Here is a 12,218-nt window from a genome sequence, read left to right on the forward strand (position 1 = left end):
CTGGGGCTGGGGCTGGGGCTGGAGAAAGAGGTCGGCCGCAGTTTGCTGGGCATGGGGGGCTCCATCAACAGACAGGGGAAGCGTCATGCCGACTGTGGCTGTCGTGACCCACGCAATGCAAGCCCATGACTCCCCTAGCGTTGACCAACGACAAACATCCAATCGCGATGGTTTCCATCTCAGGGCCGTCAGGGGGCGGGCGCCGCGGACTCGTTCACGAACACGTCGTGGAAGTACGCGTTCGCATACCCCAGGGGCGCCGGGGTGCTGCTGGCGCAGGTGGGCAGGTCATGGGTCACCACCAGTGCCTTGCTCGAGCTGCCGGGCGCGTGGGTGTCCGTCACGGTGTAGGCCCCGTACACCTCCGGTTGCGTGTCGCGCTGGAACACGAAGCGGTGATTCGCCACGTCCCACTGGAGCCGCAGCGCCGCCTGCTCGCCCTGGTGGACCAGGCCCAGGTCCGCAGTGAAGAGCTGCGTGCGGGTCGAGCACGAGGCGTTCGTGCATTGCTCGATGACCGCCTCCACCCGCAGCGCCTGGGAGCCGGCGGGGTCCGTGGACCGCGAGACGGTGCGGATGGACGCGGTGACGTCGTCCTGCAGGCTCCTTCCCACCGCGCCCCGGGTGTTGAAGAAGTGGCCCGTGAGCTCGGCGGCGCTCCGGGCCGCCGGAGCTCCCGCAGGGGCCGTGCACCCCGTGCTCCTGGCATTGTTCAGGCGCACCTTCGCCGCGATGGCCGTCACGGCCGAGGATTGGGAGAAGCGCAGGCCGTAGCGGCCCGTCCCCGTGTCCGAACGACTCATCAACCGCAGGCGGGTGAAGGCCAGCTCCCGGAGGGAGTCCAGCCGCGTTCCGGTCTGCTCATCCACCCACCGGGCCGGGTCGATGCCGCGGATCTTCGTCGCGCGTGGAGGGTTGGACTTCATCGGGTTGAAGTTGTCGTAGGGCACCATCGGTTCGACTGCCTGGGCCGTGCCCCCCAGCACCAGTGCAAACACCGCGCACTTCAGGTTCATCGTGCTCATGGCGATTCCATTTCCTTCACGTTGAAGTAGTGCCGCACGCGGGCGTTGTCGCCCGTGGCCGTGTCGTGTCCTTCGGTCTCCACGGTGATGCCGTTCTCGTAGCCGTCCATGAAGCTCCCCAGGAGTTCCACCCCGGCGAGCCAGTCAATGGCCGTCAACTCGCCCTTCACCCGGCGGAGCACGCCGCTGTTCGCGAAGAAGGTGAGGTGCGCGTCCTTGTCGTCCGCCTCCAGGATGGCGCTGCTCTCAGGCGTGGAGTCGTAGTGGTCGTTCGGGCCGGAGTCCGACTCCCAGATGGCCGACGTCATGTTCACCGCCCCCGAGAAACCGACCGGCAGGTCCGGGAGGAGGCTGTCGGCGCCCGTGTGCACTCGCCAGTTCGGGTAGATGGTCTGGCCCTCGTTGATGTTCAGGAAGGTGTTCAGCTTCGTGAAGCCATTGGCGATCATCAGCACGCGCGGCGAGAACCAGTCCGCGCAGCAGCCGCTCGCGGTCTCCAGGTCGGTGACCTGCTTCACGGCGTACTCGACCCGGTGTTTCTTCATCGGGTTGTACTTCACGACGTCCTTCACCCGCGCCAGCTGCACGGTGACATCCACCATGGCGTGATCCGACAGGCATTGCTGGACGAGGTTCCCCTCGGAGTCCTCGCTGCCGGAGGTGGGATCGAAGTGGGGGTTGACGCTCGCCGTGGTGCCGTTGAGCAACGCGAACGCGGGGAAGTCCAAGGTGTCCTGGGCCGGGAACACCAGGACGTAGTCGAGGCGCTTCTTGGCATCCAGCTCGTTCACCACGTTGTCGGTGCAGACGCTGGACAGCCACGTCCCGCCCGCCATCGAGTTCGGACCGGAGACCACCCGGGCCAGGTCCCGCATCTCGGAGAACTGGGTGTTGGCCATGTCGAACGCGCTCAGCGTGCTGATGTCCAGGAGGCCAGGGCCCACCATGTCGGCGTACTGGTCGAAGGCGACGTTGGTCTGCACGCCCTTGGGCCCCACGGTGTTCAGGTCCCCCAGCAGGAAGGCGGGGCGGTCCAGGCCGCTCGGCCAGGTGCCCTGGGGAAAGGCGTCATGGACGTCAAAGGGAAAGACCGTGTCGGTCAGGGGTCCGCCCTGGCGCACCTGCTGGACGTAGGCCTTGATGTTGGAGAACTGGTTCTCGCGCGCGGTGGTGTCGGGCCCCGCCGTGTTTTCTCCCGCGTTGACGTGGGTGCAGAACACGTCGACGAACTCGGAGTAGTCGGTCCCCTTGGCGAGCGTGGGGGTGTCGTGTTCATCGACGAAGACAGGGGCGGTCGCGGCCGGCGTGGCGATGCGCGCCCAGAGCACGCCCTTGGCCTGGGCGCAGTCGCTGCCAGTGCACATGCCGACGGGGAAGTGGTGCACCCCGCCCTCGAGGATCTGCCGCGAGGACAGCAACACCAGTCCCGTGCTGAACAGGGATGGCTGGAGGATGTTGTCATTCAGCTCGGTGACGGCCTGCATGGGCGGCAGCAGCGCTCCCGCGCGCAGCGCGTTGACCTTCTCGATGAGCTCGCCGCGCTCATGCGCCATCCAGATCTCGGAGATGCAGGCGACCTCCTTGCGGAAGATCCGCTGGGCGACGGTATCGATTTCCCCCGAGCCGCCATCGTCGACCCAGGCGGTCACGTCAGGCATCTGCCCCACGTTCCACGTGGTGAAGCTGAGCGGAATCGGTGTCGGGCTTGAGAACTCGAGCGTTTCCCAGTTGCCCGTCAGGGTGCCGCCGGACGACAGGCCCGCGCGGTTGGGGAACCGGCCGCCACCCACCGTCTGCGCGGAGGTCGTCGGGACGGGAATGTGTTCGATGCCGAGTCCCAGCTTGCGCACCGTGGCCAGGAGCGGCTCGCTCGCGCCTCCGACGGGGAGGCCCGGCGCCAGCTTGATCTCGAACTCGATGTGGACGTGGGCCGGGTCCGAGGCCGGGCTCGACACCACCACGGTGGTGTCCCAGGCCTCGGTGGGGGCCGCGAGCGCGCCCCAGCCATTCGTGCCGCTGAGGGTGCCCTTGCTCTGGCGGGTGTCCGCGAAGCCCTTGACGGTGGAGTAGTTCAACGTGATGCGCCGGTCCTCGTCACGAGGCACGTGCGCGCCGGAGGCCAGCTGGAGGGTTTCGCCGCGCTTCGCATCGAGCCAGACGCTGACGGTGCCCTCCAGGCCCACGAAGTTCCCGCTGGCATTCCTGGGCTTGGGCAGGCGCATGCCGATGAACAGGGACTGCACGTGGCAGGGATTCTGGGGCTTCCCCACGTTGCACTCGTCCGCGGTGTAGCTGGCGTTGTCGGAGACGGAGAGGAACAGGTCTCCGTTGGGACCTCCGTTCACGTAATCCTGCAGCGGGAACTTCTTGCCGTCGGCGTACTCCAGGGCGGAGACCACGCCGTCCGCCGTGGGCTGGAGGCACGGAGTCGCGGGGCTGCAGTGGACCCCCGCGTCCTGGGGGAGGAGCTTCGTGACGTGAGGCGCCGCCAGGGCCCCCGTGGGGATGAGGCTGGCGAGGGCCAACAAGAGTGGAACGCGTTGCATGATGCCTCCGGGTCGAGCAGCCGGACTGCACCGCTCATGCCGTGGGGCTCTCCCTGGGAGGCAGCGAGGACGACGGCAAGGATTGCCGTGGTCGTGCAGGACTTGCATGCGGGCCTTGCCGCCCCCCGCCTGCCCCGGGCCCCCGAGCGAGGACGCTTCCGGGGGAGCGTGTCTTGGTACACCTGTTGCTTTGGGGAGGGCCTGCTTCCAAGCAAAGGACCCCCGCACCCATGATGAAGCTCCGCACCCTGCTGCTGTTGTTGCCCAGTCTCCTGTGGGGGCAGCTCGCGCTCGCCCAGGCACCGGCTGTCACGACCTATTACGAACCCATGGAGGGAGGCGCCATCCGCTATCTCACCATGGCGTCCCCTTCCCTCGGCGGGTCGGGCCCCAGCCACCAGGTGTCGCTCGCGCTGGCGTTGCGCAACAACGAGGCGACGTCTGTCACGTTGACCCAGATCCTGATCGACTTTCCCGGCACGACGGTGCTGACGGGCATGTCCACCAGCCTCGTCGTGCCCGCGAACGCGGTCCGCAACTGGTCGTTCAGCGCCGCCCAGAACATCATCCTGCCGAACCCGGCGCCGAACAGCATCCGCATGCGGCTCTTCTTCACGGGCTATGCGACCCCGGTGACGGAGACGTTCACGCTCGCCGCCTACCAGGCGCCCACGCCGTCCGGCAGCAACCGCTTCTGGGGCCGTGTGGGCGACCTGCGTCCCCACGAATACTGGCAGGGCATGGGCGCGGTGCACGGCGCGAGCGTCCAGGGCTGCCAGCTCTTCGCTTATGACGTGGGTGTCTATGGTTGGACGGGCTCCGGCTGGTCCGACGTGCTTCCGGGCACCGACGGTTCGCAGAACGAGCACTACCGGCAGTGGGGCAAGCCCATCTACGCGGTCACCGGGGGCACGGTGACGGACTTCGTCAACACCGACGCGACCAACTTCCCGGTGGGCTCCGTCAACCCGGCGTCGCACGGCGGCGGCAACAGCTTCACCATCGACAACGGCACGTATCTGGTCGGGTACGCCCACATGCAGGCCGGCACGCTCAACCCCAGCCTGCTGACCGTGGGCGCGGTGGTCCACGAGGGTGACTTCCTGGGCCTGCTGGGCAACTCGGGCAGCTCCTCGAAGCCGCACCTCCACATCGGAGCGATCAAGTCGGACGCATCGTCGACGCTGTGGTCCCCCCAGTGCGGAGGCCCGCTGCGCCCCGTCCCGCTCAACAGCGCGTACGCCATCGACCAGGCGGTGCTGACCCCCTGGTTCGGGATGGAGCAGCTCGCGCCCTGGTCCCCGATGAACGGCGTGGGCATTCCCAGCGGAGCGGCGCCCAATCACATCAACTCGCTCCTCTGGCCCGCGGCGAGCGCGCCGGTGGTGCTGAGCAACTCCGTGGTCAACGACTTCGCGCTGGGCTCCAATGGTCAGCTGTGGACCGTGGGCAGCAGCACGGGCGCGGTCCTCACCACCCACGACCGCCTGAGTGTCCCCTACAACACCGGTGTCTACCTGGACGTGAACCCGGGCGGCAGCGCGAAGGCCATCGCCGTCACCGCCACGATTCCGTATCTGATTGGGATGAACGACTTCGTCTACCGTGGCACCAGCTCGGGGTGGATCCAGACGTCGCAGACGGCGAAGCGCCTCACGGTGGATGAGTCCACCGGCAAGGTCTGGGTCATTGGCCTGGACGACAAGGTCTACTCCTTCAACCCGGCCACCCTCGTGTGGAGCGCGCAGACTCCGACGTCCGCGACGGGCAAGGACATCGCGGTCGCGCAGGGCATCCCCTACCTCATCGGCATGGATGACCGCGTCTGGAAACACAACGGATCCTCCTTCGTGCAGCTGCCCGCCACCACGACGCTGAAGCGGCTGGCGGTGGACGGCGCCACCGGCATGCTGTGGGGCATCGGGGCCAATGACGGCCTCTGGTTCTCCACGAGCGGCAGCACGTGGGCCGAGCACCCGGGCGGCATCCGCGCTTATGATCTCACCCTGTTCCAGGGCACCCCGTACGTGCGCGGCCTGGACAACGGCGTCTGGAAGAAGGAGGCCTTCGGCTCCTCCCGCGTCAACGTCGTCCAGCCCTGAGCGTCCCGGCACGGCCATGAGTGGACGGACCGCACCTGCGAGCCTTCGAGGTGCGGTTCGGCGGAGCGGCCACGGCGGGCATCACCTCCGCCACTGAGGACTCACGTCCGGGCCCGCACGAAGTCCACGAAGGCCTTGAGCACGGGGGGCAGGTGCCTGCGGCTCGGGTAGTAGAGGAAGAAGCCCGGGTAGGACGGGCACCAGTCCTCCAGCACGCGAACCAGCCGTCGCTGCCGGAGCAGTGACTCCACCTGCGACTCGAAGACATACGCCAGCCCCAGGCCCGCGAGCGCGGCTTCGAGGATCTCCACCTGGTCGCTGAGCGCCAGGGAGCCTCGCGTCTCCACCTCCAGGGCCTTGCCGTCGCGCTCCAGCTCCCACGCGTAGCGTGAGCCATTGGAGAACCGGAACTGGATGCAGTCATGCGCGGCCAGATCCCCGGGCGCCTTGGGCGGCGGATGTTTCGCGAAGTACGCGGGCGTGGCGACGATGGCCGAACGCAGCCGGGGGCCCAGCGCAATCGCCACCATGTCCGCGGCCACGCGCTCGTGAAAGCGCACGCCCGCGTCGAACCCCTCCTTCACGATGTCCACGAACGCGGCGCCGTCGACGACCTCCACCTCGATGCCGGGATGCGCCTCCAGGAACGGGCCCAGCACCGGCAGCAAGGCCAACCGGATCGCCACCCGGGCCGCGCTGATGCGCAGCTTTCCCACGGGGGCCTCACGGAACGTGTTCAGGTCATCGAGTGCGTCGTCGATGTCCCGGAACGCCGGCCGCAGCCGCTCGGCGAGCCGCTCGCCCGCCGCGGTGAGCGCCACGCTCCGGGTGGTGCGGTGCACCAACCGCAGGCCCAGCTTCTCCTCCAGCCCCCGCAGACTGTGGCTCAGCGCGGACGGCGTCACGCCCAGGGCCCCCGCCGCGCGGCGGAAGTTCAGGTGCCGGGCGATCTCCAGGAACACCGTCAGCTCGCGGACGTCGGCCTGCATGGGGACTCCCTTTCCGCTGTTGAGCCGGATTCAACGGTCTTGTGTCTTCCGTGCGCATTCTCTCATGGATGGTCCAGGTCTATCTCTTCGCTTGTAGCCAACCCCTGACGAGGAGCACGCACATGAAGACCTGGCTCATCACTGGCGCATCCCGCGGTTTCGGAGTCCTCATCGCCCAGGCGGCGCTCGACGCGGGAGACCGTGTCATCGCCACCGCGCGCAATCCCCAGAGCATTCCCCTGGCGGCCCACCCGAGGCTGGTGGCCGCGAAGCTGGACGTCACCGACGAGGCCGAGGCCCAGCGCGTCGTGGCGGAGGCGGGCCGCATCGACGTGCTCGTCAACAACGCGGGCTTCGGACTGCTCGGCGGCGTGGAGGAGTCGAGCGCCGCCGAAATCGAGAAGCTCTACCGCACCAATGTCTTCGGTCTGCTCGCCGTCACCCGCGCGGTGCTGCCCGTCATGAGGCAGCAACGCTCCGGACACGTCATCAACCTGTCCTCCATTGGCGGCTACCGCTCGTCCGCGGGATGGGGCGTGTACTGCTCCACGAAGTTCGCCGTGGAGGGCCTGAGCGAGGCGCTCCATGATGAACTGGCCCCGCTGGGCATCCACGTCACGGTGGTGGAGCCCGGCTACTTCCGCACCGACTTCCTGGACGCGGCGTCACTCACCCGCGCGGAGCGGATCATCCCCGACTACGCGCAGACGTCCGGCGCGATGCGGTCTCGCGCGGTCGAGCTCAACCACCAGCAGCCGGGCGACCCGGCGAAGCTCGCGACCGCGATGATTGAACTGGTGAAGCTGGAGCAGCCTCCGCTGCGGCTGGCCCTGGGCAGCGACACAGTGAAGGCCCTCGAGGACAAGAACGCCTTCGTGGCCCGCGAGCTGGAGGCCCACCGTGCCCTCTCGCTCTCCACGGACTTCACCTGAGCGTTGTGCCTCTTGCCCTCAGCGGCCTGAGGCCCGGCGTCTGTTTCCCGGGAGCTGAGGGAACGGGCGGGGTGGGAACGATCGATCCATTGGCGCCGGGCTCTCACGGTGGAGGGAAGCGACATCTATATGTGTCCACGTCGCGGTCGCGTTGACGCACCTGTGCGCCACCCGACTCCCCCTGGCCCCTGGAGCCTTCCATGTATGCCTTTCTGAATCCGTACCGAATAGCCTTCCTCGCGCTGGCCACCTCCCTGGTGGGATGGGGCTGCGCGGCTTCCTCCAAGAGCACGACGGGTGAGACCATGACGACGACGCAATCGCAGAAGGCAGAGGCTGTGCACGTGGGCCTGCTGGTGCGCCTGGAGGCGAAGCCGGGCAAGGAAGGCGACGTGCAGAAGTTCCTGGAGGGGGGCCTGCCCCTGGTCCACGAGGAACCGGCGACGGCGCAGTGGTTCGCGCTGCGCTTCGGTCCGACCTCGTTCGGCATCTTCGACACCTTCGCCGACGAGGCGGGCCGTCAGGCGCACCTGGGTGGCAAGGTGGCCGCGGCGCTGATGGCGCAGGCGCCGGAGCTGCTGTCCACGGCCCCGTCCATCCAAGCCGTGGAGCTGCTCGCCGTCATGGCGCCGGGCACTCCGGAGGTGACCGACTCGAAGGCGCTGGTCGTCATACTGGAGGCGAAGCCGGGCAAGGAAGGCGACGTGCGGAAGTTCCTGGAAGGCGGGCTGCCCATCGTGCGCGACGAGCCGGCCACCCTGCACTGGTACGCGATTCGCCTGTCGCCGACCACGTTCGGCATCGTGGACACGTTCCCTGACGAGGCGGGCCGCAAGGCGCACCTGGGCGGCAAGGTGGCCGCGGCGCTGATGGCGCAGGCGCCGGAGCTGCTCGCGAAGCCGCCAGTCATCGAGCAGGTGGACGTGCTCGCCGTGAAGCGCTGAACGTCACCGCTTCATCCGGGTTCCGGGCGCGGGGCGCACCTCACGGGGTGGGCCTCGCGCCGTCTGCTTTCAGGCGCCGGGACGTGGCCGGCCCGCGCTCTCCAGGAGGGTGCGCCAGAAGAGCTTCGCGGCCGGTGGCGCGGTGCGGTCCCCCGAGCGCAGCAGGGACACGGTGCGCTGGAGCGACGGTTCGACGCGGGGCCGCGCGGTGGTGGCGCCCGGCATCAGCGAGTGCTCGGGCATGAAGGCGAAGCCTACGCCCGCGGCGACCAGGCTCTGGACCCACTCCTCACGTTCGGTGCGATAGCTGGCGTACAGCTCCACCTTTCGAGACGTGCACAGCGCCCCGACCTGTTCGCGCATCTCGCAGGAGAGCCGGTCGATGTAGGGCTCGTCGGACAATTCCGCCAGCCGCACGGTGTCCTGCGCCGCCAGGCGATGTCCGGGGGGAAGCACGACCAGGTAGCGCTCCTCATAGACTGGGGTGACGACGCACCAGTCGGGCGTGGGCGCCACGGCGTGGGTGATGACGAGGTCCACCTCCGCTTCCTCCAGTTGCCGCAGCACCTTGTCGCGCGTGCCGACCTGAAGCTCTACCTCCACTCAGGGTGCCACGGCGCGGAACGCCGCCAGGTAGCCGGACAGACGTGCGGGACCGATGGTGCACAGCACCCCGATGCGCAGGGGCACCTGCTTCAGGCGGCGGTGGTTCTCCGCGATGAGCGCCACGCTCCGGCTCTCATCGTCGATGCGCTGGAGCCGGGGCAACACCAACCGGCCCAGGGGCGTGAGCTTCGCGCCACTCCGGTCTCGCAGGAGCAGCAGTCCGCCCAGCTCCGCCTCCAGCTTCTTGATGGCGGCGGTCAGCGTGGGCTGCGACACGTGGCAGCGCTCCGCGGCACGCGTGAAGCTGTGCGTCTCCGACACCGCCAGGAAGTACCGGACCTGATGCATCTCCATGCGACGCAGGCTCGCCCGTTGCCGGTGGACAGGCAACCCACGCGGGCTTCCCGTGGGAGTTTCACGCAAGGCGACGGCGGCAATCGGCAAGGCCGCCGCTGTGCACCTCGCGGATGCCACGCCCTGCGGTGGCGCTCGGGGCGGCCCGATCCGATGGGTTCTGGTCGTGGCCCTGCCTCGCCCTGGAGGATGAAGCACTTTCCCGCTGGGGGACTTGATGAGTGTTCACCGCGCTGTCGCGCTACTCCTGCTGGTTTGGCTGACAGGCTGTGCCTCAGGGCGCGTGGTGCGATTGGAAACGGGCCAGGGGCCGCCAGTCGTCTTCACTCCGCACAACGACGAAGCGGGGCCGGTGGAGGTGGAGCGGCGCGAGTTCAAAGCGGCCGTGGCGAGGCTGGCGCTGGGCGTGAGGCTCCCGGCCAATCCCGAGCAGGCCGCACGGCGCCTGATGGGCGTGGACGCCCGAGGCGGCACGTACCTCTTCGATCCGCGCACCCGGCGGATGACGCCACTGGAGGGGGCTGCGCTGGCCTCCGACATGCCGCAAGCGGAGATGGACCTGACGCGGGCATATCTGCGTTGGTGTGAGCGCACCGGGCGCAAGGGCGACTGTCTGCGCTTGCTGGCGGAGAGCCCCACCGTCACCGGAGACGGGCGCTATGCGCTGGCCATGGCCATGGCTCAAGGTGTTGTCCTGGAAGAGATGCTGGATGCCTTCAAAGGCATGGCCGACCCGCACGCGGCGCTCTCGGCTGCGCTGTGGACCATGACCCTCTACCTGGTCCTCTGGTCGGTGCCCGAGCCCGTGAGCAAGGGCCTGGCTGCCGTTATGACGGCGACTGCCATTGTCTACCTCGGGGTGGACACCTTCTGGACGCTGATCGCAGGCTTCAAACGGCTGGTGGAGGAAGCGGACCGGGCCACCACGTTTGACGAACTACGCGATGCGGGTGAGCACTACGGCAAGGTGATGGGCCGGAACGCGGCGCGAGCCTTCGCGCTGCTGGCGACAGTGGCCGTCGGTAACACGGCCGCGGGCTTCGCCTCGAAGGTGCCGACGCTGCCCGGTTCCGCCCAGGCGGCGGCGCTGGCCGGGGGCCGGGCGGGTATCCGCCTTGCCGCCGTGGGCGAAGTGGGAGCGGTGGCGGTGACGGGCGAGGCTGTCACCGTGGCGCTGGCCCCCAACGCGGTGGCCATGACGGCACGGGCCATGGGGGGCGCGGCTGCCGCACCGGTAGACGCGAAGGGCCATGACCACCACATCGCCTCGAACAAGTGGTGGAAGTCCACGAACAATGAAGGTCCGTGGTCTCCCAAGTTCCAGAGGATCTTCGATAAGGCGGGCATGTCGCTGGACGATCCGGCCAACATCGTCCACGTCAAGGGCCACAAGGGACCTCACCCGCAGGCGTACCACAAGGCGATTCTCCGCCGCCTGTCTGACGCAACGGAGGGGTGTCGCACCATGCAGCAATGCCGCGAAGCGCTGACTACGGAATTGCGTGACTTGGCGGGGGAAATCGCCACCCACGGGTCCGACCTCAACAGGCTGGTCACTGGCACCTAGGATCACGACAATGGATCGCATGGTAAGGCGCTATTTCGATCTGAGCGACGACATGACCATTCCAGGCCGGTGGGTGCTCGGCACTCCCACCGACGCTCAAGGCCGGGAGGTGGACGACCCCTGGATGTTCTATCGGGGCCAGCAACTTCCAGACCTGGGACGCTTGAAACTTCCCATGGATGTACCCGGCAGGGCGCTCGACTTCTCACAAGCGGCGTTCGCGGCCCCGGTGGTCCACGCCCGAGTGGCTTCCGCACTCACGGAGCTAGCCCCCGAGGAAGTGCAGACCCTGCCCGTGGAGATAGAGGGCCACCCTGAGCCGTTCTTCATTCTCGTGGCGACCCAACTCATTCAGTGCATTGACGAACGAACATCAAGGCACGTCAGGAAATGGACCCCAGAAGATGGGCGGCCCGAGAAGCTGGGGAAGTACCGGGACGTGCGAGGGATGCGGATCGACCCGGCGCAGGTAGGTGACGCCAAAATATTCCGCGCCCGGGGCTGGGCTATCGCGCTGATTGTCCGGGACGATATCAAAGAAGCCCTGGAACGCATGGGGGCCACAGGGACGGAATTTGAAGAAGTCTAGGGACGGACTCCATGGCTCCGAGGTAGCGCTCGGCCAGGAATCCGCCCCCTTTCTCAGAGGGAGAGCCGGGTGGGCGGCCGGTGGTCCGAGCAGGGACCAAGTCCGCCTACGAGGCTTCGATTCCCACCGCCTCCACAAGTGACTGTCGAATCAAGCGACAGGCCGGCATGGGTTGGCGTGTCATTGCACCCCCAGAACCGCGCGGGCCCGATGAAACTGTGCCGCCAGAGGCTTCTGTGTCGAGGAAGAACAGGGTCACTCAATGGATGGCGGCTCGGGCTCCAGGAGGTGCGGGGGCTCCGACTGCCCTTCGTCTCGGAGCCTGAGCGCGCGGTCGATGCGCGCGGCGGCGCTGATGAGGCCCAGGTGGCTGAAGGCCTGTGGGAGGTTCCCCAACTGCTCGCGCGTCAGCGGGTGGATCTCCTATCCATCCGGTACCGGCGCAAGAACGGGCCCGTACCCAGCTCCGCGCGCAGCCAGTCGAGCGTCCTCAGGATGAACGGATCCGTCAAGGTAGCGCCCCCCCCGCGACGGCCGAACCCGGCAACCCACCCACGCAAGGGG

10 protein-coding genes and 1 pseudogene are annotated in these 12,218 nt (G+C 68.0%); 6 read left to right on the plus strand and 5 right to left on the minus strand.

From position 1 onward, the window contains the following. Positions 1–188: 188 nt before the first annotated feature. On the minus strand, positions 189–1,025 hold the full coding sequence (locus D7X99_RS26785) for a hypothetical protein (protein ID WP_121780271.1): 837 nt from the start codon (positions 1,023–1,025) through the stop codon (positions 189–191). Then, positions 1,022–3,571: a hypothetical protein gene (locus D7X99_RS26790; RefSeq protein WP_121780272.1), complete on the minus strand. Its 2,550-nt coding sequence runs from the start codon at positions 3,569–3,571 to the stop codon at positions 1,022–1,024. The genes D7X99_RS26785 and D7X99_RS26790 overlap by 4 nt, the downstream gene beginning before the upstream one ends. Before the next feature lie 230 nt (positions 3,572–3,801). Here D7X99_RS26790 and D7X99_RS26795 point away from each other — a divergent pair, with 230 nt between their 5' ends. Further along, positions 3,802–5,673 (plus strand): M23 family metallopeptidase, encoded by a 1,872-nt coding sequence (locus D7X99_RS26795; protein WP_121780273.1) that lies wholly within the window; start codon positions 3,802–3,804, stop codon positions 5,671–5,673. A gap of 101 nt (positions 5,674–5,774) precedes the next feature. On the opposite strand, the gene D7X99_RS26800 is transcribed toward D7X99_RS26795, so the two are convergent. After that, the gene (locus D7X99_RS26800) at positions 5,775–6,662 is read right to left on the minus strand and encodes a LysR family transcriptional regulator (protein ID WP_121780274.1); all 888 of its coding nucleotides are present in this window, start codon (positions 6,660–6,662) and stop codon (positions 5,775–5,777) included. A gap of 122 nt (positions 6,663–6,784) precedes the next feature. Between D7X99_RS26800 and D7X99_RS26805 the strand changes: the two genes are divergently transcribed. The 3 genes and pseudogenes from D7X99_RS26805 (at position 6,785) to D7X99_RS44715 (ending at position 8,538) form a co-directional block, all read left to right on the plus strand. Beyond that, on the plus strand, positions 6,785–7,594 hold the full coding sequence (locus D7X99_RS26805; protein WP_121780275.1) for an oxidoreductase: 810 nt from the start codon (positions 6,785–6,787) through the stop codon (positions 7,592–7,594). Between the two features lie 305 nt (positions 7,595–7,899). Further along, positions 7,900–8,214, plus strand: a pseudogene (locus D7X99_RS44710) (putative quinol monooxygenase); the annotation flags it as partial. Between the two features lie 3 nt (positions 8,215–8,217). Then, positions 8,218–8,538: an antibiotic biosynthesis monooxygenase gene (locus tag D7X99_RS44715; protein ID WP_199756368.1), complete on the plus strand. Its 321-nt coding sequence runs from the start codon at positions 8,218–8,220 to the stop codon at positions 8,536–8,538. 69 nt (positions 8,539–8,607) lie between these two features. On the opposite strand, the gene D7X99_RS43930 is transcribed toward D7X99_RS44715, so the two are convergent. Beyond that, a complete protein-coding gene (locus D7X99_RS43930; protein ID WP_233613757.1) occupies positions 8,608–9,141 on the minus strand; it encodes a LysR family transcriptional regulator substrate-binding protein in 534 nt (177 codons plus the stop codon). Then, positions 9,142–9,498 carry a LysR family transcriptional regulator gene (locus D7X99_RS43935; protein WP_233613759.1) on the minus strand — a complete coding sequence of 119 codons (357 nt, stop codon included), beginning with the start codon at positions 9,496–9,498 and terminating at the stop codon, positions 9,142–9,144. A gap of 286 nt (positions 9,499–9,784) precedes the next feature. Here D7X99_RS43935 and D7X99_RS26820 point away from each other — a divergent pair, with 286 nt between their 5' ends. Together D7X99_RS26820 and D7X99_RS26825 are read left to right on the plus strand one after the other, a co-directional pair. Further along, entirely contained in the window at positions 9,785–11,065 is a 1,281-nt protein-coding gene (locus tag D7X99_RS26820) for an AHH domain-containing protein (protein WP_368667801.1), read from the plus strand. A 19-nt stretch (positions 11,066–11,084) separates the two neighbouring features. Further along, complete coding sequence (locus D7X99_RS26825; protein WP_121780277.1) at positions 11,085–11,654, plus strand: DUF1629 domain-containing protein; 570 nt, start codon at positions 11,085–11,087, stop codon at positions 11,652–11,654. Positions 11,655–12,218: the final 564 nt, after the last annotated feature.

It is taken from the genome of Corallococcus sp. AB032C, assembly GCF_003668935.1.
GTDB lineage: Bacteria > Myxococcota > Myxococcia > Myxococcales > Myxococcaceae > Corallococcus > Corallococcus exiguus.

Bases quoted from the DNA above. Each gene is read 5' to 3' on its own strand.
- D7X99_RS26805 (WP_121780275.1), top strand. From the start codon at position 6,785: ATGAAGACCTGGCTCATCACTGGCGCATCCCGCGGTTTCGGAGTCCTC.
- D7X99_RS26795 (WP_121780273.1), top strand. From the start codon at position 3,802: ATGATGAAGCTCCGCACCCTGCTGCTGTTGTTGCCCAGTCTCCTGTGG.
- D7X99_RS26825 (WP_121780277.1), top strand. From the start codon at position 11,085: ATGGTAAGGCGCTATTTCGATCTGAGCGACGACATGACCATTCCAGGC.
- D7X99_RS26790 (WP_121780272.1), bottom strand. From the start codon at position 3,571: ATGCAACGCGTTCCACTCTTGTTGGCCCTCGCCAGCCTCATCCCCACG.
- D7X99_RS26785 (WP_121780271.1), bottom strand. From the start codon at position 1,025: ATGAGCACGATGAACCTGAAGTGCGCGGTGTTTGCACTGGTGCTGGGG.
- D7X99_RS44715 (WP_199756368.1), top strand. From the start codon at position 8,218: ATGGCGCCGGGCACTCCGGAGGTGACCGACTCGAAGGCGCTGGTCGTC.
- D7X99_RS26800 (WP_121780274.1), bottom strand. From the start codon at position 6,662: ATGCAGGCCGACGTCCGCGAGCTGACGGTGTTCCTGGAGATCGCCCGG.
- D7X99_RS43935 (WP_233613759.1), bottom strand. From the start codon at position 9,498: ATGGAGATGCATCAGGTCCGGTACTTCCTGGCGGTGTCGGAGACGCAC.